The organism is Microcoleus sp. AT8-A3, from assembly GCF_036705675.1.
Classification (GTDB): domain Bacteria; phylum Cyanobacteriota; class Cyanobacteriia; order Cyanobacteriales; family Microcoleaceae; genus Microcoleus.
Genome location: NZ_JAUBVD010000024.1, coordinates 63,617 through 89,936, shown reverse-complemented (window position 1 = coordinate 89,936; position 26,320 = coordinate 63,617). Strand labels below are relative to the sequence as shown.

Here is a 26,320-nt window from a genome sequence, read left to right as displayed (position 1 = left end):
GACAGAATAAGTATCCCGATTGTGGCTGCTAGTTGACGGCCCGTTTTTGTAACTTTGCGTGTCATTCCCTTGACTGACAGAATAATTGTTATTGCGGTTGTTGTGCCAGTATGAGGGGCCGTTGCTGCTGTTGGTTTCTTGAGATTGATTGACGGTGTAAGTGGATTGATTGCTGGTATTTTTTGACGGGCCGTCGTCGTAACTGCTGTGATAATTACTATTGGCTTCTGAATAAGTATCGCGGCTGTTGCTGCTGACTGTTGTGCCGTCTGTTGTAGTGTTGTCCCAAGTTGAATTGATTACTGAATAGTTGTCGCTGCTGTTGCTGGTTTTGGAGGGGCCGCTGCTACTGTTGCTCTCATAGTTCGAGCGATTTACTTGGCTTTCTGACCCGCTGTGAGTGTTGATGGAACTATTACCATTGCTGCTATTCGTCCAATCGGCTTTGCCTTGAATTTGAGTTGAACTGTTGTTGAGAGAACTTCCGGTGCTGCTAGTATAGTGAGTGTTTGAAGTTGATTTTGAACCCCAATCGTCTTGGCGGTTGCCGTTATTCATTGCATAGTCGGTTCCGTATTGACTTTCTGATTGGGAAAAACTGTTTCGGTAACTGTCGGCAGTGGTGTTTGTAGTTTGTTCGGGACTGGTATAATTGCTAGAAGAGCGGGATTTTTGAAGATATGAGCTTTGGTCGTTGCGAGTGCCTTCGTATTTAACTCGGCTGTAGTTTTGCTGCGATTGATTTTTGTTTTCTACTGAGTTTTGGGAAAAGTTTTTGCTGGTGTAGGTAGCAGCATTTGTGCTGGAATCGCTGGTGTATTCGTTAAAAGAGTTGCCCTTGCTGTTGGTGTTGACGGTGTTTTGATCCCAGCTTGATTCGGTGTTTGAGAAGTTGCTATTGGTTTGAGTGTTTGTGGTGGTTGTGCCGTTGGAACTACTGGTAGAGGTAGTTGTATATGGCGCTAATTCTGTGGTATAGGAGCTGGTGCCAGAGTTGTAGTCTCCGGTTGAGGTGCTGGTAGTTTTTGGTGTGCCTGGGGCGTTGGTTGCGGTCGGTCTTTCTGAGGGTTTGGCTGTACTATTCGGAGAGTTACTGACATTTGCATCGGCATCAATCAGCGATTTTGTCAATTGTTTGGTGGCTGCTAATACTGGTATTGCGGGGATTGTTTCTGTGGCGGTAGCAATTGCTAATTGGGGATTTAAGATTCCGTATCCTGTCCTTTCGTCCCATCCTGGTACGTCGATGTCGCTGGCTGTTTTTAGGATGATGTTTTTGATTTGTTGGCGGTTCAGTGATGGGTTGGCTGCCCACATTTGGGAGATGGTGTTTGTGACGAAGGCTGCTGCTATTGATGTGCCTTGTTTTGTTTCGGTTGTTGACTGTTCTGCGGTTTTTTGAGTGTTTGTTGGTGCTAGGATATCCAAGCCTTCTCCGTAGCTGGAATAGGCGCTGCGGTTGTTGTTTTCGGATGCGCCGACGGTGATGATGTTGTCGAATTCTGTTGAGGCTTGTCCGAGGGCAGAGATGAGAGTTCCTTCATTACCGGCCGCTGCTACAATCAGGATGTTGTTGTCCTGAGCGTATTTAAGTGCTGATTTTTCTTCTGGTGTGAGTTGGTAGCGTGTGGTTTGTGTGCCGTCGGGGTTGATTTGGGTTAAGTCGAAGCTGAGGTTGATGAGGGCGTTGGGTTGTTTGGCGGCGATTGCTGCGTTTACAAATTCTATCAGGGATTGATGCCAGTTGCCGCTGCCTGTTGCTCGTCCCAACCAAATCGGAGTCGATTTTTGGGTGGGGTTTTGATTGTCTGTGGTGGCGATAATTTCTAAAATTGTGTCGCCGTGTTGGTTTCCTTGGTTTGGTTGGAGTAGGGGGTTGTTGTCGCCCTCGATTAAGTCTTTGCCGAGGCTGATTTTGCTGTAGTTGATGTGGGGATTGTTGGTGGTGAATCCGGTGTCGATGATGCCGATTAATGGTTGGTTTTTTTGGGGGAGGTTGGGGGTTGTTTCTGGTTGGGTTTCTGTGTCGGTGGTTGTGTATTTAAAGTTCGAGATCCCGAAGCCGAAAATTCACTAAAAACGGGCTCTCGACTCACAGGAAATTCTACCCGGTGTGCGATCGCCCGAGTCAGGTCAAACTATTGACAATAATTCGAGCGCACAAAACTAATCGCCTATCAAGTCCATAGCACAAAAGGAATTTGAGATCCAATCACCAAGGCATAACCCATTGCTCATTGAGTAAAGCATAGGTTGATAGAGTCAGATCGAGCGGATCAGAAATAGTCGGAAATACTTCCAGAATCCGTTCAAACCAGATCCGGGAATCGAAATTAGTTTGTCTCGATAACTCAATCAGCATAGCGGTTACGTAGGGACCTGTGGAACTGATTAAATCTGCATAGTGAGCAAATACAGATTCATCTATTTGTACCTGTTGTGTGCGTAATGTTTGGAGCAGAAACATTCCCGATCCTATGGCGTTTTCTATATCCTTTTGTGTTAGCACTTTGTCCTTCAAAGGACGACTACCTAACAAGCGAATATACTCGGAGTTGTATATAAGTTTTAAAGGTTTGTTTTTTAATTCCTCCTCCCACGACCACGGTTCTGCTTCTGGATCTATTTCCAAAACTGTGAAACATCTGCGACCTGTTGTAAGAGCTGTTTCTAAACACCCAGCATCGATATCGGGATTGCCAGTGCGTGGTTCCATTTCCCACTGATTTAACAAATTACGTAAAAGCTCGGGTCGGGAAACAGAAAGAGCTAGAACCCTATCTTCTACTAAGCGGGTGGGCATAGCAATGAATGTGTCAAGGCGTAACTCATTAATTTCCAGACCGCGCAACGTCACACGAATACCTTCCTCATTTCCCGCAGCAGTTGCTAGCAGGTGCCAGCTCTTATCGATTCGTTGCGAACAAGCTTGCTTTAGTTGCTCTAGTAAGACAATTTTACTTCTATCCATCTTTGACCTCTAGCATTTGTATTTGTACTCCAACTCGTAGGTGTAGCACCCAATTCTCTGGCTGCATCTTTCAAAGTGTCACCCAAGACCGTATTTTCAACAGAAATGCCCTGGTCAATTGCTTCTTTGGTGGGAGCGTTCGTTACATTCGTCAATCTGATGGTTGATGGTCTATTTATTCCGTGAGTTCGTAAGGCATCTGCAATCATATTACCACCAATACGACGGGGAAAATCGCGTGGAAATATATCTGACACCTCGATAATGTTTGGATTAACTTCTTTGAAAGTCACCAACGGAGTACGTGGGTCGTTAGGTGAGGTGCTCCACTCTACCTGAGTATAGCCGTCATACGTTTGACTGCTCCTTATAGGTGGTTCATAGGGTCTACCTCCACTGTTCCTCTTACCTGATGAACTCTGAAAAACTACCCCCAGATTTTCAGCTATGTCGGCTAATATATTTGCTAATCCACGGGAAGCTGTACCAGAGCCATGTAGCGCTAGAGCGGTTCCTGCTACTATGGCAGGATCACCTGCAATGCAGCCGAATCCTGTTACACATAAACTACTACCGCCACCAGCAGCCCCACTACCCCCTATTATCTCTAAAATCCCTGTGACAATTGCTGCCCCATCTCCAAAAGTTCGCCCTGCCTTAAAAGGCCAGGTTTGAGGAAGCCCACGCTCCACATCTTGTTCTAATCGGTTCCATCCAGGGCTCAAAACCTCCAGCAACCATGTAGCTGGTTCTCCATTATTACGCAACCATTGATAGACTGCGCCAGCAACAAACTCTCCAAGAGGTCTAAAAAAATTCAACAATTGTTGAATAACTTCTGCCAGTGCAGAACGTTTGTTTTCAGGTAATTTTCCACCAGGAGCACCAGAACCACCAGACGGATTATTAGCTAAATAATCATTCCCACTCCCACCTGAAGGCGCATCAACTTCATAACTAGCAAAGACATCTTTAAACTCAGGCTCCTTAACAATAAAAGTCGGCAACTGCCAAATATCATCACTAGGCTTCGGCAACTTCTGAAAATCAATCGGCACCTCTTGTTTCGGCGCCTTATTCAACCGCGGCGCCTCCCCAATTGAGGGCAAATCATTAACCTGCTCCCCCGTCCCCGAAGCATCGAACCCTCCCCCTGCTGACGAGGACTCAATCGTCGTATACTCCCCATCTTTCCAACTATATTTCGACCAACTTTCACTCCAACTATTCCTTCCATCATCCCATACTGTCCCGCTGCGAGTCCAACTCCAACTGCTGCCATTACTCGTATAGACACCCCCTTTCGTCACCGATTCTGAGTCGTAACCGCTCACAGTTTCCGTCCAACTGTAACCTTCCTTAAAATAATACTTGCTGTAACTTGAACTCCAGCTAGAATACTTGGACACCGAACTAGCTACGCCGTTACTATCGTAAGTGCTTTCGCTCGACCATTTCTCGTAAGTCGAACTGCCATTTTCAGTTCTTTGGCCATCTTTATAAGTTGTAACTGTCTGTGAATTCCAAGTACGGGAGGTGTCGCTACTGTTAGATGAGGTGGAATTGTTGCCCTCGGTGCTGCTGTTACTTTTGCTAGCGGTTATTGTCGATTCATCGCTGTTGCTTTGAGTAGTATAAGTATCAGCATTATACTCGCTCTCCCACTGAGCATGATTTTCTGAATAATTTTCAAGCTCGGAATTATAACTAACTTTCCCCTCACTGTTGCTGCTGGAAGAATTCGACTTACTGACAGAATAAGTATCCCGATTGTGGCTGCTAGTTGACGGCCCGTTTTTGTAGTTTTGGGTGTCATTGGTCTGAGTTACCGAGTAATTATTACCTCGATTGTTTTGCCAATATGATGGGCCGTTGCTGCCCGAAGTTTCCAGAGACTGATTGACGGTATATGTGTCTCTGTTGCTGGTATTTTTTGACTTGCCGTCATCGTAACTGCTGTTAGAGTTACTTTACTATTTGGTTCTGAATAAACATCCAATAACTCATCGAGATTTACTGAGGTTTTTATCATCAAATACCCAAATGCAAAATAAAGAATTCACCCTCAATTACCTGATTAGCATAATTGAGCAAAATCCGCAGTTTTTCAAGGAGCAAGTCTCGCTCAACTTCGATAGTGTAAACTTTGGGTGGAGTTGAAACCTTTCTGTCATTTTTTATAATTATCCCCCCATCAAGCTGAAATCTCTCAGGAGCTTTTGAAAATAAGCGATACCATGAATCGATTACGTGATAAAACATTTCCCCATCTTCTTGGTGAATAATTGTAATACCGTAAAGCGATAATCCCTTTGTTTTCTTTTTATAGGGAAGTGAAAGATGAGTACACGGTATCCACATTAAGGTATCATTCATGTACCGCATTATGTCATCGTGGATACTAACTTCAAACTCCTTTTCATAATAATTCATGCACTTTGCATAACTGACTTCTCCTTCTCTTAAGCAAAAAAATCTATGTTCTAGCGCCATATTTCAACAACCCTCTTTATTCTCTTAACACTTAATTCAATCAGCGGCCAGACCAAACTTCTCCAATCGTAACTGCTGTTAGAGTTACTTTACTATTTGGTTCTGAATAAACATCCAATAACTCATCGAGATTTACTGAGATTTTTATCATCAAATACCCAAATGCAAAATAAAGAATTCACCCTCAATTACCTGATTAGCATAATTGAGTAAAATCCGAAGCTTTTCAAGGAGCAAGTCTCGCTCAACTTCGATAGTGTGAACTTTTGGTGGACTAGAAACCGTTCTGTCAGCTTCTATAATTATTCCTCCATCAAGCTGAAATTTCTCAGGAGCTTTTGAAAATAAGCGATACCATGACTCGATCACATGATAAAACATTTCAACACCTTCTTGATTAATAATTGTATCACCGTAAAGCATTAATCCGTGAGCCTTCCTTCTATGTCTAACTGAAAGATGAGTACATGGTATCCACATTAGGGTATCATTCATGTAGCGCATTACATCATCGTGGATACTGACTTCAAACTTAATTTTGAAGTATTTCATGTACTCTGCATAACTCACTTCTCCTTCTCTTAAGCAGAAAAATCTATGTTCTAGCGCCATATTTCAACAACCCTCTTTATTCTCTTAACACTTGATTCAATCAGCGGCGAGGCCAAACTTTTCCAAAAGATATTATACCATATTCTCCTTGACCTAAATCTACTAAATCTATGTATCTATCTCCCAGTTCGTACCTAGAAACATTTGAGGTAGCTCCACTTATTCGGCGTATTTCGGTTCTATTATTATTCAGAACTACTTGTTTAAACTTCTCTGCTAGGTCAATATATTCCTGCACATTCGCTGCCTCTACTTCCGTACCATGATCCCTAAAATGGTTTTTTACAGAATTTTCTGCTGTAGTGGAACCACCTTGATGCCATGAACGAGTATCGATATACTCATACGCTGGATTCAAAAATTCTTCCAAGTCCCCTTCTGGAACATCATCCCAAGGATTATGACCGGAATTACTTTGAAGAACCTGAACAATCAGATTAGATAGATCCTGAGCGCTAACTCCCACTAAGCTGATCCCATGTGCTAGCGCTCCCAATCCTGCAGCAACCAGTGCGGGGTTTCCAGTTAAACCACCTCCAATACTACCACCAGTTCCCAACAAAATTTCCGCTATTCCTTGCAAAATTCCGATTAAATCAGCAGCACCTCTTCCTAACTGAGCTGCTTTACTCTTTTGTAAGAGTTTTTCCAGTTTGTCTCGTGCTTGTGCTCCTCCTGGTATCAGAAGGTCAGTGAAAGGTTGAAGTAAAGCCCCATTATTCTTGAGATAGTAGTAAAGAAGTGCGCCTAAAAATTCTAGAACAGCTTGCTTGCCTTGTTGAGATAGCTCTAACAACCTTTGGATAAATCTACGCAATTTTGCCAAAAATTTGTCCCAAGGGCTTTCGTTTTTAGGGCTACTTGCATTAAAATAGCCATCTCCATTAATCACTTTCTGAGACGTAAGCTCTTTGTAAATATCAGTTGGGAGCCAAAAAGTCTTATCTTCTGAAGCATTTTTAGATGCACCATCTTTAAAAATCACAGTCGGCAACTGCCAAATATCATCACTCGGCTTCGGAGGCTTCACTAAATCCGGTGGCACCTGTTGTTTCGGCGCCTTATTCAACCGCGGCGCTTCCCCAAATGAGGGCAAATTATTCGTCTGGGTCTGTGTTCCTTCTGGGTCAAATGACCCCCTCGTTACCTCATATTCACCCGGCAAATACTCGCCATCTTCCCAACTAGACTTCGACCAACTTTCACTCCAACTATTCCTGCCATCATCATACTCAGTCCCGCTGCGAGTCCAACTCCAACTGCTGCCATTACTCGTCGAAACACCCTCTTTCGTCACCGATTCCGAATCGTAACCGCTGACAGTTTCCGTCCAACTGTAACCTCCCTGAAAATCAGACTTGCCGTAACTTGAACTCCAGCTAGAATACTGGGACACCAAACTAGCTACGCCGTTACTATCGTAAGTGCTTTCGCTCGACCATTTCTCGTAACTCGAACTGCCATTTTCGCTTTTTTGGCCATCTTGATAAGTGATAACTGTCTGTGAATTGCCAGTTCTTGAGGTATGGCTACTGTGAGATGAAGTAGAATTACTGCCCGAGGTGCTGCTGTTACTTTTGGTAGCGGTTATTGTGGATTCATCGCTGTTGCTTTGAGTAGTATAAGTATCAGCATTATACTCGCTTTCCCACTGAGCATGATTTTCTGAATAATTTTCAAGTTCGGAATTATAACTGACTTGACCCTCACTGTTGCTGCTGGAAGAGTTCGACTTGCTGAGAGAATAAGTATCCCGACTGTGGCTGCTAGTTGACGGGCCGTCTTTGTAGTTTTGCGTGTCATTGGTCTGAGTTACCGAGTAATTATTATCTCGATTGTTTTGCCAGTATGATGGGCCGTTGCTGCTGTTGGTTTCTTGAGATTGATTGACGGTGTAAGTGGATTGATTGCTGGTATTTTTTGACTGACCGTCATCGTAACTGCTGTGATAATTACTATTGGCTTCTGAATAAGTATCGCGGCTGTTGCTGCCGACTGTTTTGCCGTCTGTTGTAGTGTTGCCCCAGGTGGAATTGATTGCTGAATCGATCGCCCGTAAAGTCCGGCGCCGAAAGAATCGAGCGCCCGTAAAGTTTTGTGTACAAAAGTTCGAGCACCTACAGAATCGATCGCCCGTAAAAAGTTCGAGCGCACAGTTCGAGCGCCCCCAAAGTTGATCGCCCGTAAAATCCCGTGTACAAAAGTTCGATCGGCGGCGGCAAAGTCGATCGCCCTTCCTTGTCAAACTATCGATAATAATTCGATTGCACAAAATTGCTCTCCTGCAAAGTCGATCGGCTGAAAGGAAATTGTATCCTGTGTACGATCGCCCGAGGGGTATAAAACTATCAACAATCATGCGATCGCACAAAACAACTCGCTTGTAAAGTCGATCGACTCAAAGGAAGTTGTGCCCGGTGTACGATCGCCCGAGTCAGGTCAAACTATGGACAATGATTCTCGCGCACAAAACTGCACATTACGAAGATGGAAGATTGCGGATTTCATAGGGCAGTGTCACTTCAGGAAGTAATTCTGTAATCCAAGGGTTAAATGCGTCATTTAGTAACAGATTTCCTCCCAGCCTCTGAAGCACTATACTTTCACCGTTGAATAGCAGCACTGCATCTTCAGATATCTGGCGCAGCAACTCAACGGTTACTTGGATCATAATCTGATCGGCTTTTTCACGATCTGCGTTCGAATTAATTCGAAACCAAATACATATATCCGGGACAAATCCAAATTCTTCCTCAATAAGAGATTGACGAACATCGAGCGCATGATCGGCCCCTACTAACATTCCTGAACCAAATAAACAATGTCCATAAGGTTCAGAAGCCCACTCTAACTCAAATCCTTTAGATACCATATCTAAAGCTTGGAATGGTTCTAGTATAGTTGCTATATAGAACAGATAATCTATAGCCATTTTTTTTTCTACGCTCTATGCTTTTATGGGAAAAAATGGAGGATTATTCCACCTCTTACAACAATTATCTCTTGGAGCTTTGGTGAGGGATATCGATTAAGTTGCGCCTGTATATCTGCAAGTGACGCTTGAGTATCATCAAGATTAAGTACAAACCTGTCGGCTTGCTCCTGAAAATTTTTTTCTTTCAATCTTGAGATCATCTTAGCCGGAGTTGAAGTAGTTGGCGCGTAGCAATCAAACACTCTGCCTTCGATTTTGTAGTCCGGATTTCTTGAACCACTAACTATCGGATTTTGCTCCACATTGTAGCAGGCTTTAGTAGGGTTGTGCAATCGCGGTCTAAGGCTTGTACCTGCTCGGTCGGACCCAGACGGGTTTCCCCTGTCGGCGCGTTTACCATGATTTCGATCTCCTCCCTGTCTTGCGGCTCGCTAGTTGGGGATTTTTAGGTGCTTGACCTTTCTTTGCCCCTATATCGGCTTTTAGGTCGATCGTCCCCTAACTTCTATCTTAGGAAGGGTCTTGCGATCGGGCGTCGAACTTTAGGTGAATTTTAGATCCCCATCGAAAATTGAGGAGTTCGAGCGAGTGTTGAGTCCGCAATTGTATTAAAAATCACTCAATTTTTGATTTATATGGGAATCGGAGCGTCATACAAAAGTTCGATATCCCGCTCCCGGGAAACAGAAAATCACTTAAAAACGGGCTCTCGACTCAAAGGAAGTTCTACCCGCTTGTTCGAAATCCCGTTTGTTTAATCAGCCCTCACGCCCGTCATACGAAAGTTCGAAATCCCGTTTGTTTAATCAGCCCTCACGCCCGAACCAGAAAATCAGCTAAAAAGGGGTTCTCGACTCAAAGGAAGTTGTACCCGGTGTGCGAGATCCCGAGTCAGGTCAAACTATCGACAATCAGAAACAGCGCACATTCATTGCACATTACAAAGATGGAATATTGCGGATTTCATAGGGCAGTGTCACTTCAGGAAGTAAATCTGTAATCCAAGGGTTAAAGGCATCATTTAGTAACAGATTTCCTCCCAGCCTCTGAAGCACTATACTGTCATAATTGAAGAGCAGCACTGCATCTTCTGAACTCTGGCGCAGCAACTCGATGGTTACTCGAATCATAATCTGCTTAGCTTTTTCAAAATCTGCATCCCAATTGAGTCGAAACCAAATAGTTATATTCGGTACAAATCCAAATTCTTCTTCAAGAATAGATTGAAATTCCATCGCATGATTGGCTCCTACTAACATTCCTGAACCCAATAAACAGGGCCCATTAGGTTCATCAACCCATTCTAACTCAAATCCTTGAAATGCTATTTGTAAAGCTTGTAACGGTTCTAGAATAGTTGCTAAATACAACTGATACTCTGTAGACATTTTTCTCTCCTACGATCTATGGTTTTATTGGAAAAAATGGAGGATAGTTCCACCTCTTACAACAATTATCTCTCGGATACTTGGTGCGGGATATCGATTAAGATGCACCAGTATATCTGCAAGTGACACTTTAGAGTCATCAAGATTAAGTATAAACCTGTCAGCTTGACCCTTTACAATCTTGTCTTTCAATGCTGATATAATCTTATTAGGGTCTGAAGTTATTGGCGCGTAGCAGTCAAAAATTCTGCCTTCGATTTTGTAGTCTGGTCTTCTTGTACCACTAACTGTTGGATTTTGCTCCACATTGTAGCCAGCTTTAGATAGTATCTCAGCAGATTCATTTTCTCGCGCTATCCCCCGAATGTTAAGCTCATCAGCCTTTGGTTCTGGAATTGTTTTCGAGCCACTAGGCTGTCTGTTGGGATCTGGGTTTAGAGAAGGTCTAGTTCTGTCTGGGTTTGGAATAGAAGAAGAACCACCGCTGTTCCCAGAAGTCATCTGAAAGACTTGACCTACAAGACTGAGGATATCTCTCGCGCTAGCTGCCGTCATATTGCCAGCCACTATCAATGCTGCTGCCTGTGCGGGCGCTGCTATTAAAGCACTGCCACCACTACCTCCAATAGTCAGCCCGATCAACAAAATTCCTAGTATTCCTGCTAGAAAAGTTAATCCGTTGGCAACGGCTCTTCCTAGCTGAAAACTCAGATTATTCCGGTAATATGCCTCAATTTCCGCATGAGATTTTGCTCCTGGTGGGTACAAGAGGTCAGCTACATCCTTGAGGAGACCAACGCCATTTATGAGAGAGTGGTAAATGAATCCTTTGAGAAAATCTATGACAGCACGTTTTCCCTGTGCCATTACCCTACGAAATTCGCGAAGAAATTTCTGTATTTTGTCCTGATTTGGTGAGCTACCACCACCAGGCCCAGCAACCCAATTATCTGGAAAATTCTCTACTTCTCGTGGAGGAGTAACAGTACGACGCGGTGGTGTCCAAATATCATCACTCGGCTTCGGAGGCTTCTGTAAATCGATTGGCACCTGTTTTTTCGGCGCCTTAGTCAACCGCGGCGCATCCCCAAATGAAGGCACATCATTAACCTGCGGTGTTGTTTTCTTCGGGTCAAATGCTCCCCTTTTTGATTCAGATTCACCCGGCGCATACTTGCCATCTTTCCAACTAGACTTCGACCAGCTTTCACTCCAATTATTGCGACCATCATCCCATACTGTCCCGCTCCGAGTCCAACTCCAACTGCTGCCATTACTCGTCGAAACACCTCCTTTTGTTCCCGATTCTGAATCGTAACCGCTCAGGGTTTCACTCCAACTGTAACCTCCTTTAAAGTAATTTCTGCTGTAACTCGAACTCCATGTAGAATACTTGGAAATTGAGCTAACTAAACCCTTACTATCGTAAGTGCTTTCGCTCGACCATTTCTCGTAAGTCGAACCGCCATTCTCAGTTTTTCGACCATCTTTATAAGTGGTAACTGTCTGTGAATTCCGAGTCCGGTAGGTATCGCTACTGTTAGATGAATTGGAATTACTGCCTTCGGTGCTACTGTTACTTTTAGTAGCGGTTATTGTCGATTCGTCGCTATTGCTTTGAGTTGTATAAGTATCAGCCTTATACTCGCTCTCCCACTGAGCATTATTTTCTGAATAATTTTCCTGCTGGTTTTTAGAACTAACTTTTCCCGAACTGTTGCTGCTCGAAGAATTTGACTTACTGACAGAATAAGTATCCCGATTGTGGCTGCTAGTTGACGGCCCATTTTTGTAGTTTTGGGTGTCATTACCTTGAGTGACAGAATAATTGTTATTGCGGTTGTTTTGCCAATATGCTGGGCCGTTGCTGCTGTTGGTTTGTTGGGATTGATTGACAGTGTAAGTGTCTCTGTTGCTGGTATTTTTTGACTTACCGTCGTCGTAACTGCTGTTACTATTACTGTTCCCTTCCGAATAAACATCGCGGGTGTTGCTGTTGACGGCTTTGCCGTTAATTGTAGAGTTGTCCCAGGTTGAGTTAATTACAGAATAGTTGTCGCCACTGTTATTAGTTTTGGAGAAACCGCTGGTGTTGCTGCTTTGAGAATCAGATTTGGTAACTGTCGTTTCTTCGCCACTATGAGTGTTGTTGGAACTGCTACCGTTACTGCTATTCGTCCAATCGGCTTTGCCTTGAACTTGAGTTGAACTGTTGCTGAGAGAACTGCCGGTGCTGCTAGTATTGCGAGTATTTGAAGTTGATTTTGACCCCCAATCGTCTTGGCGCTTGCCGTTATTCATTGCATACCCCGTGCCGTATTTGCTGTCGGATTGGGAGAAGCTGTTTCGGTAGCTCTCGGCAGTGGTATTTGTAGTTTGTGAAGGAGTGGTATAATTGGTAGAACTGCGAGATTTTTGATTGGATGAGCTTTGGTCGGCGCGAGTGCCTTCGTATTTAACTCGGCTGTATTTTTGCTGCGATTGATTTTTGTTTTCGACTGAGTTTTGGGAAAAGTTTTTGCTGGTGTAGGTAGCAGCATTTGTGCTGGAATCACTTATAGATTCGTTAAAAGAGTTGCCCTTGGTGTTGGTTTTGACGGTGCTTTTATCCCAGCTTGATTCTGTGTTTGAGAAGTTGCTATTGGTTTGAGAGTTAGTGCTGTTTGTACCGTTATAGTTGCTGGTACTGGTGGTTCTGTATGGCGCTAATTCTGTGGTATAGGAGCTGGTGCCTTGGTTGTAGTCTCCGGTTGAGGTACTGGTAGTCTTTGGTGTGCCTGGGGCGTTGGTTGCGGTGGCTCTTTCTGAGGGTTTGGCTGTACTATTATTCGGAGAGTTACTGACATTTGCATCGGCATCAATCAGCGATTTAGTCAATTGTTTGACGGCTGCCAATACTGGAATTGTGGGGATTGTTTCTGTGGCGGTGGCTATTGCTAATTCGCGGTTTAATATTCCGTATCCTGTCCTTTCGTCCCATGAGGGTACGTCGATGTCTGTTGCTGTTTTTAGGAGGATGTTTTTGATTTGTTGGCGGTTCAGGGATGGGTTGGCTGCCCACATTTGGGAGATGGTTTTTGTAACGAAAGCAGCAGCGATTGATGTGCCTTGTTTTGTTTCGGTTGTTGATGGTTCTGCTGTTTGTGTAAGGCTTGTTGGTGCTAGGATATCTAAACCGCCTCCGTAGCTGGAATAGGCGGCTCGATTGTTGTTGTCGGATGCGCCGACTGTGATGATGTTGTCGAATTCGGTTGAGGCTTGTCCGAGGGCTGATGCGAGATCCCCTTCGTTACCGGCCGCTGCTACAATCAGTATGTTGTTGTCATGGGCGTATTTAAGTGCTGATTTTTCTTCTGCTGTCAGTTGGTAGCGTGTGGTTTGCGTGCCGTCGGGATTGATTTGGGTTAAGTCGAAGCTGAGGTTGACGACGGCGTTGGGTTGTTTTGAAGCTTTTGCGGTGTCTACAAATTCTATCAGGGATTGATGCCAGTTGCCGCTGCCGATCGCTCGTCCCAACCAAATCGGAGTGGATTTTTTGGTGTCGCTTTGATTGTTGGAGTGGCTGATAATTTCTAAAATTGTGTCGCCGTGTTGGTTTGCTTGGTTTGGTTGGAGTAGGGGATTGTTGTCGCCCTCGATTAAGTCTTTGCCGAGGAAGATTTGGCTGTAGTTGATGTTGGGATTGTTGGTTGTGAAGCCGGTGTCGATGATGCCGATTAATGGTTGGTTTTGTTGGGGGAGGTTGGGGGTTATTTCTAGTTTGGTTTTTGTGTCGGTGATTGCGTATTCGTTGATGGTTGTTTCGGAGTCGCTGTCAGTTGCAGTTGCGATTTCGGAGTCAGCGATGATATGAAGTGAATTGTCTGGCTGATTGTTGGCGTCGGATGGTATTTCGGGAGTAATGGCGATGTTTTCGGAGTCGAAGTCGGGGTTTACATATTCATCAATGGTTGTTGGTGGCTGATTGTCACTGCCGGCGGTGATATTTTCCGATTGTTGTGAGTGATGATTTTCAGTGACGGCAATTTCGGGAATAATAGTTTGGGCGTCGGTAACTATATATTCTGATGCGGATGGTTGATGATTTTGACTGGATTCTGTTTCGGGAATGTTAGGGAATTGTTGGGCTAATATGCTGTTGAGGCTTTCCCACAGTTGGGAAATTTCTTCCGGAGAAATTAGCGGGAAATTTTCAGGAGTTTGGCTGGCTATTTCGGGGGTATCGATAAGAGTTGGGGAGATGTTTTCAATTTCCCCAGTGAGAATGTCTGTGGATTCTGCGGGTATTGCCGATATTTCTGGTTTGTCGGGTTGGAAAAAGACGGGTGTTTCGATTTTGTCACCTGTGATGAAGTCGATTGAGTTGACAACTGCGATCGCTGGTTGAGTGTTTTCTGAGATAATTGAGATGATATTTTCGGAAATTGTGGGGTTTTCGGTTTCTCCCGCTGGGGAATTTTCCGTTTTTGTCTCAGCAGAATTCGGATCGGAATTGGGATTTTCGGAAATTGTCGGATTTTCAGTTTCTACTGCGGGAGAATCTGTTTTTGTCTCAGCAGGATTTGGCTCAGAATTGGGATTTTCAGAAATTGTCGGATTTTCAGTTTCTGTGGCAGAGGAGTTTTCCGTTTTTGTCTCAGCAGAATTTGGATCAGAATTGGGATTTTCGGAAATTGTGGGGTTTTCGGTTTCTCCCGCTGAGGAATTTTCCGTTTTTGTCTCAACAGGATTTGGATCAGAATTGGGAATTTCAGAAACAGTCGGATTTTCAGTTTCTGTGGCAGAGGAATTTTCCGTTTTTATCTCAGCAGAATTCGGATCGGAATTGGGATTTTCGGAAATTGTCGGATTTTCAGTTTCTACTGTGGGAGAATCTGTTTTTGGATCAGCAGGATTTGGCTCAGAATTGGGAATTTCAGAAACAGTCGGATTTTCAGTTTCTGTGGCAGAGGAATTTTCCGTTTTTATCTCAGCAGAATTCGGATCGGAATTGGGATTTTCGGAAATTGTCGGATTTTCAGTTTCTACTGTGGGAGAATCTGTTTTTGGATCAGCAGGATTTGGCTCAGAATTGGGATTTTCGGAAACAGTCGGATTTTTGGTTTCTACTGCGGGAGAATCTGTTTTTGTCTCAGCAGAATTTGGCTCAGAATTGGGAATTTCAGAAACAGTCGGATTTTTGGTTTCTACTGCGGGAGAATCTGTTTTTGGATCAGCAGGATTTGGATCAGAATTGGGATTTTCGGAAATTGTCGGGTTTTCAGTTTCTGTCGCAGAGGAGTTTTCCGTTTTTATCTCAACAGGATTCGGATCGGAATTGGGATTTTCGGAAACAGTCGGATTTTCAGTTTCTACTGCGGGAGAATCTGTTTTTGGATCAGCAGAATTCGGATCGGAATTGGGATTTTCGGAAACAGTCGGATTTTCAGTTTCTGTCGCAGAGGAGTTTTCCGTTTTTATCTCAGCAGAATTTGGATCGGAATTGGGATTTTCGGAAACAGTCGGATTTTTGGTTTCTACTGCGGGAGAATCTGTTTTTGTCTCAGCAGAATTTGGATCGGAATTGGGATTTTCGGAAATTGTCGGATTTTCAGTTTCTGTCGCAGAGGAATTTTCCGTTTTTATCTCAGCAGAATTTGGATCAGAATTGGGATTTTCGGAAATTGTCGGATTTTCAGTTTCTGTCGCTGGAGAATTTTCTGGTTTTGTTTCAACAGGATTTGTTGCAGAAGTAGTATCTGCTTTTTTGTCTTCTAATTTAGTCTCAGTTTTTGGCGCAGCGCCAGCTATCAATTCTTTGCCTTTTTCTGATGTACGCCAATCGGAGTTTTTGGCAATTACATCATCCATTGAAATGACTTTAGGGGTTGCACCTTTGAGCGAAAATATGATATCATTGTAATCAGCATGGCTCCCTTCTCCTATCCCCATATCTTCCATGACAAATATACTGCCGCCATTGGCAACACTGGCTATTTGTCCCCGTTGAAAAGCATCGCTGGAATTAGCTGTTGCCATTGAAAATAAGGGTTTTTTGTCGCCGCCAATCGCTGGATTATTGTACGCTTCTTGTATTTTGCCGTTGGGAACTAGGATGATGCCAAGTTCGTCTCCTGGTGTCATTGCGAAGGTTTTGATTCCTCGGTATTCTCCGATATTGAAGTTGTTTTCTCCCTCTAAACTAGAGAATGAAGCTGCTTCTGTACTGTCAGAAATGGCGATGTAACCGAGTGAGGAGTTGCTTAAAGCGCGTCTGGCTGCTTCTAGTATAAATGCTTGGGAATCGGGAACAAATTCTGGCATTCCTGTGAGGCTGATAATTGCTAGTTCTCCTTGATACCAGCCTCCGTCTGATAGGTAATCGAACACTATTTTACCTGTTTCGTCTGCTTGGAAAATGCCGGAGTCGAAAGAAATGTTATTTTGAGTTGCTGGTTTGGCTGTATCGCCTGTTATTGGGTCGGTTTTAGTGGTGGATGTTTGCGGTTCTTGGGGGATTTTGTTGGTTGTTGGTGTGGGATTTTTGTTGAGGATGAAGGCGTCTGTGTCTGGTTGGGGAGAGTTTTCTGGGTTTTTGTCGAGGATTTGGTTGTTTGATGATGATAGTTCGATGCTGGAGTTTGTGGAGGATGTTTCGTTTGTTGTTAGGGGATTTTTCGGAGGGTCAGAGTAATTCTTGGTAGAAGTAGTTAGTTGCAATTCTTCTGTAATGTCGGGGATGAGGGAAATATTGGCAGTTAGTTTTGGGGTAGATGCTTCGATTGGTGACATGATTTACAGTTTGGTTTTTTGATGATGAAAGTGACTAAAGTTATGCAAATAATGAGGATGTTAATCTTGAAAAAATCGCAAGCAAAGCGAGTCCAGACGATGCTGGAATTTGTTTTTTTTTATTGATGATGCAAGCTGCGATATCGACAGGTGAAAACCTGCCAGCGAGGCTGACCAAAATTTGATGTGAGGGGATTAGGTTGATTTTTTTATTGCTGTTGTTAACAGATTGATTTGAGAATATCAGTAACTTTTATCGATCGCAAGTGCTTTTGACCATCAGGAAGTAAACTTTATGGAAGCTTTAATCCACTTCCGTGTACTGAAGTGTCACGCTACGAATTTTGGGATGAGTGAGAATTTAGGACTGGCGATCGCCCAACTAATTTCCCTGTTTACTGTATAAAAAGTAACTTATTTTTTTGCAAAATTACGCAAAACCCGATCGCAACAGTAAAGGCTTGGGAAACTAGGTTGTACAGTCTTGGACGCAGACACACTATATGTAGTGTGGTGCGATTTCTAATAATTACCAACGACCAATGACTGAGGACTTCGCCTAAGTGAAGCCTAATATATGCCAAAATACGGACGAAATGTGCTATCTGTAGAAGACGAAAGCAGCCTTGACGAAATTTAAAGTCCCATGTTGAATGCGAACGGGAGCATATTGGCAGACAATCGATCGGCCGCGTCGCAGTGGGCGCAAGAAGCTTTAGGGCTTCCCGAAGTTCAAGTACAAGCGCGTTTGCGGGGAAATCACCTGCACATTTTGTGCGAAGCAGCGCAGTGTCCGTCTCAAGAATTGGTGACGGCGAGATTTACCAGCGCCCTCGAACACACTGATTTAACGCAACTGCTGCCCGATCGACCTAAAATTTACCAGTTGTTTCTGTGCGGCCGCAAAATCGGTTCCAGACAAAATGACTGGACAGTCCGGCTCGATTGCAGCAGTCCCCAGCGACAGCAACAGCCACAGCAACCGGAACCAAAAGTTGCCGAAGTGCCGCCGCCAGCGAGTTCCCCCGACGAACCGCCAGCAAGCCCTAAAAGAGGCGGATTTTTCGGCAGATTTAAGAATGACAACCAGAAACTCAAACAGACACCAAAACCCGTAGAAACAGTCGCGCAACCGCCACAAGTACGGGAAGAACTGGATTTTGACGCCGACAGTCTGCCCATCGCCTCCCGCATTGAATACCCGGAAGCTTTTGAAACTTCCCCCGTGACGATCGACACTTCGGCTGCTGCGACGCGGGAAGCCGTCGGTTCCGCCGTTCCCCCGCAGCAGAAAGCGAACCGTGGCGCAGTGGCTTTGATTCAATCCCCCGAAGCTGACTCAGGCGAGGGCGATCGAGATGGAACATTGACGGTTTCGCCGGAAACCTTGGCGCGCCGGGGCTATCCAGATGCGATCGCCAGCTATCTCAGCGAAATCCTCGGCCCGATGGGAGTTTCGGTGAAAGTCAGCATTCGCGAAAAAGAACTCAAAAGCAGCCGAGAAACCCTGCCGGTGAATGCGCCGGAAAATATCAAGCCCAAGGAACGCCGACTGCTAGTGCTGTGCGAGTCAGCTTACAGCCCAGACCCCTCATTGCTGGCCGAACCCATCGCCGGCAGGCTGCGGAAACTGCAACTAGAGGATTTCCGGGAAGCTGCGATCGCCAGCCAAGTCAGCGGCGAAGCGAAGCCGGACTGGCTACTGCGAGTGGATTTGACTTCGCCGGACAAAATTCTTAAGGAATGGGCTAGGTGGGGAGACGTACAGTCGATCGCCAAACTGCTAAATCAACACTTGGCTGCATCGAGAGTCGAAGTGCGGGCCACCCTCAAAGAAGCAACCCTCCACCTGTTTTGCAGCAAAACTGCCAAAAAAGGACAAAAGCCTAAACGGCAAGAATACCCCGACAAGCAGCAAACCACCGACGCGATCGCCCCTTTGTTAGCCTCCTTTGCACCCCAAGGCATCCGCGCAGCTACAATCTACGGCGTAGAACCGGCCAAGGACTCTCAGGCGGCGCCGGAGTCGCCGGTGTGGATAGACTGGGTAGACTTGCCTGCCGCCCACCACCCCGACTTGGCTGCGAACGCTAGAACGCTGGCAGTTGAGGGCGACCAATTGGCTCTGACTTTTTTATTGAACAGGTTGCTCAACCCCAATCTCAGACGCAAGCTGGAAACAGGAGGGATTCGGGCTGTCGTGCTGCAAAAAGCCAACGTGCTGCACGTCATGACAGAAGCTCTGACTTGCCCTTCTCAGTCGAAGATAGGCCCGCCGGTGGCGAAATTTTTGCGACAGTTACAAATTCCGGGAGTGGCAGGGGTGCGAGTCTACGGACGGCGCGCGGGCCAGAAGCTGCCCCTGTGGCGCTACGCAATCGACCTCAGAACCGCTGTTGACGAAGAATCAGCGACGGCACCCGCACAGGCTCCCTCCCAAGGGGCTGTCTTGGAAAAGGAACCGGTGCCGGAGTTTGCGCCGGCGGAGGATGGGAGTTTTTCGGGTTTGGGCGACAATTTGGTGTTCGATGCTCCGACGCCCAACTCCTGGCGGCCCCGCTTCAAAATCAGACTCCCCGGATACAATCTGGGCGAGCAGTTAGTTCAAGCTGCGGTGCAACCGCTTGTCGCTTCGGGTTTGTTTGTTCCCAACGATGGTTTATCCACGAATGCTGCTGCGCCCGGTGGCGTGAGAGCCGATCGCGCGGCGGGAATGGCTTTGATTTGGGCGATCGCCGGCTGTCTGCTGACTTTCAATACCGATTGGATCCTCGGTCAATTTCTGCAATCTGCGACGGTCAGTCAAGCTCCTAGTGCCTCCGAAGTTTGCAGCGGCCCAAATTGTCAAAATTCAGCTCCCAAGGCTTCTGGCGACGTTACAGCCCGACTTCCGAAGGAAACCGCGAACCCCCTTCCCCCTGCTGAGGAGGTTAATTTGCCTCGAATTCCGTTGCAGCCGTCGCCGTCCGCCAACCAGCAAGAGGCTTTCAATGGCTCTGGGTTTACGAAACCGGGAAATACTAGCGTTCCTGTAGCTGATGTTTCTGCTCCTCCGGTGTTCCCGACTTTGAGGAGCGAGCAGCTTGACGATCAGATAGCGCGCTATCAAGAGTACATTCACCTGCACAAAAAACCGCCGGATATTTTAATTGTCGGTAGTTCGAGGGCGCTGCGGGGCATCGATCCGGCGGTTTTGGAAACAGCTTTGGCAGCTTCGGGCTATCCGGGGCTGAGGGCTTACAATTTTGGAGTTAATGGAGCTACTCTCCAAGTTGTAGATTCGATCGTCCGCCGGATTTTGCCGCCGCAACAACTGCCGAAATTGTTGGTGTTGGCTGACGGGGCGAGGGCTCTCAACAGCGGGCGGCCGGATTTGACTTTTAGTGCGATCGCTTCTTCGGAAGGTTACAGGCAATTGAGCCGGGGTAGTTTTCTGATCCGCACCAATCAATTAGAATCCGAAACATCGAAGGAAAGCGCCAACAATCCGGTGGCGACTGCGACTGAATTGGTGCAGAATTTGGGAGAAGCTCAAGCTAATGTTCAGCAATTGGTGAGTCAAAAGTTGGTGGAGGGTTCTGCAACTTACAAAAAGCGCGATCGACTTAAAGGGTTTTTGCGATCGATCGTTAATCCCTCAGCCCCTGTTGCAACCGACAGCCCCCAAACCGCAGCCCTGGGTGAACAAACAACTGAAAACGTTCAGCCCACTGCTGCGAGTAAACCAGTCAGCGAGTATCAACCAAATGGCTTTTTGCCGATCGATATACGCTTCAATCCCGAAACTTACTTTCAGAAACACCCGAAAGTATCTGGTTATTACGACTCCGACTATCAAAATTTTAAATTGGTAGGCGAACAAGCTCTAGCACTCAAAAATCTGATCGAATTTACCAAAGTTCGCAACATTAATCTGGTGTTTGTTAATATGCCTCTGACTGAAGATTATTTAGACCCGGTGCGGACAGGTTACGAACAAGAATTCCGGCAATATATGCAAGAATTAGCAGCCCAAAGCGGACTAATTTTCCTAGATAAGAGTTTATTGTGGCCCCAGGCGCGGGAATCTTTTTCCGACCCCAGCCACCTCAACCGTTACGGTGCTGTTGCAGTTTCTAAGCGGTTGGCTCAAGATCCCATGATTCCCTGGCCAGCGCAACAATAGTTCTAATTTTTGAGCTTTGAGTTATTTTAGATGTTAAATGCTCCTTAGATGTTGCACCATTGTCAAGAACCGGCTCTTCGACCCGTTCCACAAAGAGTGAGTTTTCTTCTTGTGGAACAGGCCGGAAAGCCTGTTCCTAAACAAGTAATATCAGGTTCGGTTAAATAGATATAATTCCTGTAGGGGCGGGTTCACCAATAATAATTGCCTAAAATTGACAATCTCATAAACCCGCCCGGTCGGTTCTTATAAGCAATTAACCGAACTTGATATAATTGAGAATGGTGCAAGATGTTAAATGCTCCCAACATTGCGAGTGCGGCGCGACTATCTCAAAACTATTCTTTCCTGCGGCTAAATTACTGAAAATGAAAAGATTGATATTTCCTGAAAATAGCAAAAATACACAGATAAAAAATCCTATAAAAAATCTGCCTTTGATATTTTTTATATTATCTTTAGCATTTTTCTGTTTCAGTTTGTATAAAGGTTTCTTTTTACCTGTAGCTTTATCATCTGGGCCGCCCAGCAACGAACAAAGTAGCGAACAGCAAACTCTCGCACCCTTTGAAGAGGTTGTCAAAGACGCGAAAAAGTTAGAGGGATTATTTACCCTTTACCGCAATCAAGCAACTGATAAAGTATATCTGGAAATTAAACCGGAACAATTCAACAAAAAGTTCCTATGCTTTGTGACATTGGCATCGGGTTTGGGGGAAGCGGGCATTTTGAGCGGAATGCCGATCGGCGATTTCTTGTTTCAACTGCGGCGCGTCCAAAATAACGTGCAGTTTGTGATACCAAATATAAATTTTCGCACCAGTCCGGGCGACCCGCAAGCAGGTTCGGTAGCACGGGGATTTAGCGAGTCGATTCTCTATTCTTTGCCTCTCAAAAGCATTCATCCGCAAAGACAAACTCTGCTAATCGATTTAGGCGATTTGCTGATGAGCGACAAACGCGATTTGCCAGGGGTAAAAGCGATTTTGCCGATGCTTTTGGGCGCTTCTTACTCGATCGATGCAGACAAGTCTTCTTTTAAAGATGTTAAAGCGTTTCCGCTGAATGTGGAGATTGCTTCTGTCTATGGTTTTTCTAGCGATAATGACAGTGAAGTTAACTATTTACCTTCGGTTCCTGACAGTCGGGCTTTTAACCTCCGCATTCACTATAGTTTCTCGGAAGTGCCGCTAAATAACGGCTATCGCCCCAGACTTGCAGACGAGCGAGTGGGCTATTTCCTCACAGCATATAAGGACTTTTCTGACAAGAATAGCCGGGAGCCTTTTGTGCGCTATATCAATCGCTGGCATTTGCAAAAGCAAATCCCGACAGCGCCGATGTCGCCTCCGGTTCAGCCGATCGTCTTTTGGATTGAAAATAATGTGCCTACCGAATACCGAAACGCAATCCGCGAGGGCGTTTTGGTGTGGAACAAAGCTTTTGAAAAAGCAGGTTTTACTGAGGCAATTCAGGTCAAACAAATGCCGGACAATGCTAAATGGGACCCGGCTGATGTTCGCTACAATACTATCCGCTGGTCGAGTTCTTTTGAGCCTCAGTTTGCCGGCATCGGGCCGTCTCGCACTAACCCGCTGACTGGGGAAATTTTGGATGCTGACATTCTGTTGGATGCTAATGTTGTCCGGGAAATCAAACAGGGCTATCGGTCTTTGGTGGAACAAAATCGATCGCTTTCTAAGAGTTTTCAAGGGCGAAACGGTTCTAATACTAATCCCTGTCAGTTTGGGATGTATTCTCGCTATTTGAATGTGCTAGAAAATGGGGATTTAGGAAAAAGCAGCAGGGAAAATGCTCAAGGTGGAATTGCTGATGATTTGCCGACTTTGGTAGAAAGATACCAAGAGCAAAAGCGATCGTCTTTATCGCGGTTGATGTCGAGTTCGGATATGTGTTTTGGGTTGGAATCGAACCGCCAGTTTGCGATGGGGGCAATGTCGATCGATTTGTTGGAAAATGCAGCGCCTAGCAGTGGGACGATTGACAATTATGTGAATGAATATATCCGATTTTTGACAGCCCACGAAGTCGGTCATACTCTCGGTTTGAGGCACAATTTTCACGGAAGTACGATGCTGCAACCGGAGGATTTGCACAATACTCAGGTAACTCGCACGCAAGGTTTGGTAGCGTCGGTGATGGATTATGTGCCGATTAATTTGGCACCTCCGGGAACTGTGCAGGGCGACTATTTTCCAACGATTGTAGGGCCTTACGACGATTGGGCGATCGAGTATGGTTACAAGGTGATTGGCGGCCGGGACCCGAACAGCGACTTACCCACGCTGCAACAAATTGCCAGCCGCGCTGCGGAACCCCAATTATCTTACGCGCCGGATGAGGATTCTTTTGATATTCTCGATCCGGCTGCAAATACCTTTGATCTCAGCGCCAATATGCTGAGGTATTCGCAATGGCAATTGGATAATGCTAGGGCGATGTGGAAGCGTTTGGAAAAGCGAATTCCGGTTGGGGGAGATGGTTATAACGAACTGCGGGTGATGTTTGATTCGGTGTTCGGGTATTATGTTCAGCAGGTGATGAATGCTACTTTGTATGTGGGGGGACAGTCGTTTAGTCGGATTCGCCCTGGAGATACTAATGCGAAGTTGCCGTTTGTGCCGATCGAACTTTCTGTGCAGCGAGAAGCATTAGCAACCCTTGAAAAGTACGTTTTTGCGCCGGATGCGTTTAGTTTTGCGCCGGAATTGCTGAATAAATTGGCGCCTTCGCGCTGGGAGCACTGGGGAAGTCCGGCTTTGGTGTTTCCTCTAGATTACCCGATCGGCGATCGAATTACTTTTTTGCAGCGGTTTGTGTTGCGGGTTTTGCTATCTCCGATGCGTTTGGCGAGACTGCGGGATGCCGAGTTAAAATCCGCCCCGGAAACTGCTTTGAGGTTGCCGGAAGTGTTGAACACTGTGCAAAAGGATATCTGGCAAGAGGTTTTGCAGCCGGAAAAGAAGATGCAAATTTCAACTTTTCGGCGTTCTTTGCAGCGGGAACATTTAGCAATTTTGATCGGAATGGTACTGCGAAAAACGAATGTTCCAGAGGATGCGCGGAGTTTGGCTTGGTACGAGTTGCGGCAGTTGCGGGAGGGTTTGAGCAAGAGTATTCGGAATTTGGATCGGAATGCGGATGCTTATACGCGGGCTCATTTGGAGGAAACGCGCGATCGAATTTCTAAGGTTTTGAATTCGCAAATTCAGTCAAATTAATCTTATATAGGGCTTACGCATGGGGGCCCAGAAACCGGGTTTTTTACGATAATATTTCGTGGCCACCCCCAGATTCGATAAAAAACCCGGTTTCTTTGGTGGAAGTGCGTAATTCCTGACTTAGGAATGAGAACTAAATAACTTCCACTCTTGAAAGTGGGATGGGCGTCCCGCCCGTCCTTTTTGGACGGGCTATAAGAGCCCATCCCACAATAACAATTAAAATTGTAAGTTATTTAATTCGCGATCCTTATTAATTGGGTATTTCTATCTGCAATCAAAAATTATGACTACAGATACTTCCAACAAACATCACCTGCGATTGGCGCTGTTTTGGGCCTTACTGGGCACTCTGGCAGCGTTGGCATTATTTCCTTATGCGCTGTCTCTGAATCCAGCAGTCGCGCAACTGCCTACACCCTTACCTGTTATAGCTATTGCTTCCGCCCTTCAGACTGGACTTCTTTTGATTCTCCTGAATTGGATTGGGCTTCGCCTCGGTAACTCGATCGGACTTGATACCCCCATAGCTCGTGCTTTGGTATACGGACAGCCTTTCGCGCCAATATCTAAATCTGCCCTTAACACAGCGCTAATTGTAGGCTGCATCGGTGGCATCGTCTTAATTGGATTGAGTTTAGCTTTCCAACCTTGGATGCCGCCAATGGCAACTCCAACAACGCTCGAAATTGACCTGTGGAAACGCATATTAGCTTCCTTCTACGGAGGCATCACCGAAGAACTCTTGCTGCGACTGTTCGGTATGACATTGATTGCGTGGCTACTTTGGAAGATTTTTGAGCGAGACAAACCGCAACCCTCTACATTGATTTTTTGGCTGGCAATTGTGGCGGCTGCAATATTGTTTGGTGTGGGTCATTTGCCTGCGGCTGCGAATGTCTGGGCATTAACCCCGATCGTCGTTATCCGCACCATTACACTCAATGCCCTCTTAGGAATTCCCTTTGGTTTTCTTTACTGGCGTTGGGGATTAGAATACGCAATGTTATCTCATTTTTTGGCGGATTTGGTACTGCACGGAATTGGAGGAAGTTAGCAAGAGATGCAAACAATGCAATGGTACAACGAACCTTTACAATGGCATGAGGATAACGATGTTATCCACGTTACCGCAGGCGCCAAGACTGACTTTTGGCGCCAAACTCATTACGGATTTATTCGCGATAACGGCAACTTTTACTACCGTCAAGTGTCAGGCGACTTTACAGCCGAAGTCAAAATTACTGGTTGCTATCGATCGCTCTACGATCAAGCAGGATTGATGATTCGAGAGAGCGAAAATATCTGGCTAAAGTGCGGCATTGAGTTTGTTGAGGGAGTGCAAAACGTGAGTGCGGTTGTGACACGAGACTATTCCGATTGGTGTGTTATGCCGCTGGAAGTGCCGCCTGTTTCCCTGTGGCTGCGGGTAAAGCGCCGAGCTGAAACGGTGGAAGTGCAATACTCGTTGAATGGGTCAGACTATTCAATGATGCGACTGGCATATCTAACTGAGTCACCAATCGTTCAAGTTGGGTTAATGTGTGCGGCTCCCCAAGGTGAAGGCTTTGCAGTCGAATTTGAAGGCTTTAAGCATAGTAAGCTGATCTAATAATGTGGATGGTAAAAAAACGATTTCTGCGCCACTCCATATATAAAATTAAAATTAGGGGTGAGTGCTTTTCACTTACCCCTACTATTTTTTTGGTGCTTTTGAACCTACTAAAAAATGTAGGAATAAAT

14 protein-coding genes are annotated in these 26,320 nt (G+C 45.5%); 4 read left to right on the top strand and 10 right to left on the bottom strand.

Features of this window, described 5'->3' with window-relative positions; genetic code table 11:
• The 10 genes from QUB51_RS16040 to QUB51_RS16000 all read right to left on the bottom strand — a co-directional run.
• Nucleotides 1-1,971: S8 family serine peptidase (locus tag QUB51_RS16040; protein ID WP_333393050.1), on the bottom strand; the 1,971-nt coding region annotated here is incomplete at its 3' end.
• 241 nt (nt 1,972-2,212) lie between these two features.
• The gene (locus QUB51_RS16035) at nt 2,213-2,971 is read right to left on the bottom strand and encodes a hypothetical protein (RefSeq protein ID WP_333058546.1); all 759 of its coding nucleotides are present in this window, start codon (nt 2,969-2,971) and stop codon (nt 2,213-2,215) included.
• Nucleotides 2,944-4,380 (bottom strand): hypothetical protein, encoded by a 1,437-nt coding sequence (locus QUB51_RS16030; RefSeq protein ID WP_333393048.1) that lies wholly within the window; start codon nt 4,378-4,380, stop codon nt 2,944-2,946. Before QUB51_RS16030 ends, QUB51_RS16035 begins: the two co-directional genes overlap by 28 nt.
• A 622-nt stretch (nt 4,381-5,002) precedes the next feature.
• Nucleotides 5,003-5,464 carry a hypothetical protein gene (locus QUB51_RS16025; protein WP_333058544.1) on the bottom strand — a complete coding sequence of 154 codons (462 nt, stop codon included), beginning with the start codon at nt 5,462-5,464 and terminating at the stop codon, nt 5,003-5,005.
• A 150-nt stretch (nt 5,465-5,614) separates the two neighbouring features.
• Nucleotides 5,615-6,076, bottom strand: a complete 462-nt coding sequence (locus QUB51_RS16020; RefSeq protein ID WP_333058543.1) for a Coagulation factor 5/8 type-like protein — start codon at nt 6,074-6,076, stop codon at nt 5,615-5,617.
• A gap of 40 nt (nt 6,077-6,116) precedes the next feature.
• Nucleotides 6,117-8,435: a hypothetical protein gene (locus tag QUB51_RS16015; protein ID WP_333259058.1), complete on the bottom strand. Its 2,319-nt coding sequence runs from the start codon at nt 8,433-8,435 to the stop codon at nt 6,117-6,119.
• Between the two features lie 120 nt (nt 8,436-8,555).
• Nucleotides 8,556-9,008 carry a SitI3 family protein gene (locus QUB51_RS16010; protein ID WP_106333563.1) on the bottom strand — a complete coding sequence of 151 codons (453 nt, stop codon included), beginning with the start codon at nt 9,006-9,008 and terminating at the stop codon, nt 8,556-8,558.
• 23 nt (nt 9,009-9,031) lie between these two features.
• Nucleotides 9,032-9,313, bottom strand: coding sequence for a CdiA C-terminal domain-containing protein (locus QUB51_RS30430; protein WP_445299457.1), 282 nt, complete (start codon nt 9,311-9,313; stop codon nt 9,032-9,034).
• Nucleotides 9,314-9,949: 636 nt separating this feature from the next.
• Complete coding sequence (locus QUB51_RS16005; RefSeq protein WP_333259065.1) at nt 9,950-10,399, bottom strand: SitI3 family protein; 450 nt, start codon at nt 10,397-10,399, stop codon at nt 9,950-9,952.
• 24 nt (nt 10,400-10,423) lie between these two features.
• A complete protein-coding gene (locus tag QUB51_RS16000) occupies nt 10,424-17,170 on the bottom strand; it encodes a DUF4114 domain-containing protein (protein ID WP_333259068.1) in 6,747 nt (2,248 codons plus the stop codon).
• A 646-nt stretch (nt 17,171-17,816) separates the two neighbouring features.
• Here QUB51_RS16000 and QUB51_RS15995 point away from each other — a divergent pair.
• The 4 genes from QUB51_RS15995 to QUB51_RS15980 all read left to right on the top strand — a co-directional run bounded on the left by QUB51_RS15995 (nt 17,817) and on the right by QUB51_RS15980 (nt 26,189).
• Complete coding sequence (locus tag QUB51_RS15995) at nt 17,817-21,335, top strand: hypothetical protein (RefSeq protein WP_333259071.1); 3,519 nt, start codon at nt 17,817-17,819, stop codon at nt 21,333-21,335.
• Nucleotides 21,336-21,703: 368 nt separating this feature from the next.
• Nucleotides 21,704-24,577 carry a zinc-dependent metalloprotease gene (locus tag QUB51_RS15990; protein WP_333259073.1) on the top strand — a complete coding sequence of 958 codons (2,874 nt, stop codon included), beginning with the start codon at nt 21,704-21,706 and terminating at the stop codon, nt 24,575-24,577.
• 286 nt (nt 24,578-24,863) lie between these two features.
• Nucleotides 24,864-25,634 carry a CPBP family intramembrane glutamic endopeptidase gene (locus tag QUB51_RS15985; RefSeq protein ID WP_333209767.1) on the top strand — a complete coding sequence of 257 codons (771 nt, stop codon included), beginning with the start codon at nt 24,864-24,866 and terminating at the stop codon, nt 25,632-25,634.
• A gap of 6 nt (nt 25,635-25,640) precedes the next feature.
• Nucleotides 25,641-26,189: a DUF1349 domain-containing protein gene (locus QUB51_RS15980; RefSeq protein WP_333231412.1), complete on the top strand. Its 549-nt coding sequence runs from the start codon at nt 25,641-25,643 to the stop codon at nt 26,187-26,189.
• The last annotated feature ends 131 nt before the right edge of the window (nt 26,190-26,320 follow it).

What these genes read in the sequence shown, in the direction of transcription:
- QUB51_RS16035 (WP_333058546.1), bottom strand. Translation starts at nt 2,971, where the DNA reads ATGGATAGAAGTAAAATTGTCTTACTAGAGCAACTAAAGCAAGCTTGT.
- QUB51_RS16025 (WP_333058544.1), bottom strand. Translation starts at nt 5,464, where the DNA reads ATGGCGCTAGAACATAGATTTTTTTGCTTAAGAGAAGGAGAAGTCAGT.
- QUB51_RS16020 (WP_333058543.1), bottom strand. Translation starts at nt 6,076, where the DNA reads ATGGCGCTAGAACATAGATTTTTCTGCTTAAGAGAAGGAGAAGTGAGT.
- QUB51_RS16015 (WP_333259058.1), bottom strand. Translation starts at nt 8,435, where the DNA reads ATGATTGTTGATAGTTTTATACCCCTCGGGCGATCGTACACAGGATAC.
- QUB51_RS16010 (WP_106333563.1), bottom strand. Translation starts at nt 9,008, where the DNA reads ATGGCTATAGATTATCTGTTCTATATAGCAACTATACTAGAACCATTC.
- QUB51_RS16005 (WP_333259065.1), bottom strand. Translation starts at nt 10,399, where the DNA reads ATGTCTACAGAGTATCAGTTGTATTTAGCAACTATTCTAGAACCGTTA.
- QUB51_RS16000 (WP_333259068.1), bottom strand. Translation starts at nt 17,170, where the DNA reads ATGTCACCAATCGAAGCATCTACCCCAAAACTAACTGCCAATATTTCC.
- QUB51_RS15995 (WP_333259071.1), top strand. Translation starts at nt 17,817, where the DNA reads ATGTTGAATGCGAACGGGAGCATATTGGCAGACAATCGATCGGCCGCG.
- QUB51_RS15990 (WP_333259073.1), top strand. Translation starts at nt 21,704, where the DNA reads ATGAAAAGATTGATATTTCCTGAAAATAGCAAAAATACACAGATAAAA.
- QUB51_RS15985 (WP_333209767.1), top strand. Translation starts at nt 24,864, where the DNA reads ATGACTACAGATACTTCCAACAAACATCACCTGCGATTGGCGCTGTTT.
- QUB51_RS15980 (WP_333231412.1), top strand. Translation starts at nt 25,641, where the DNA reads ATGCAAACAATGCAATGGTACAACGAACCTTTACAATGGCATGAGGAT.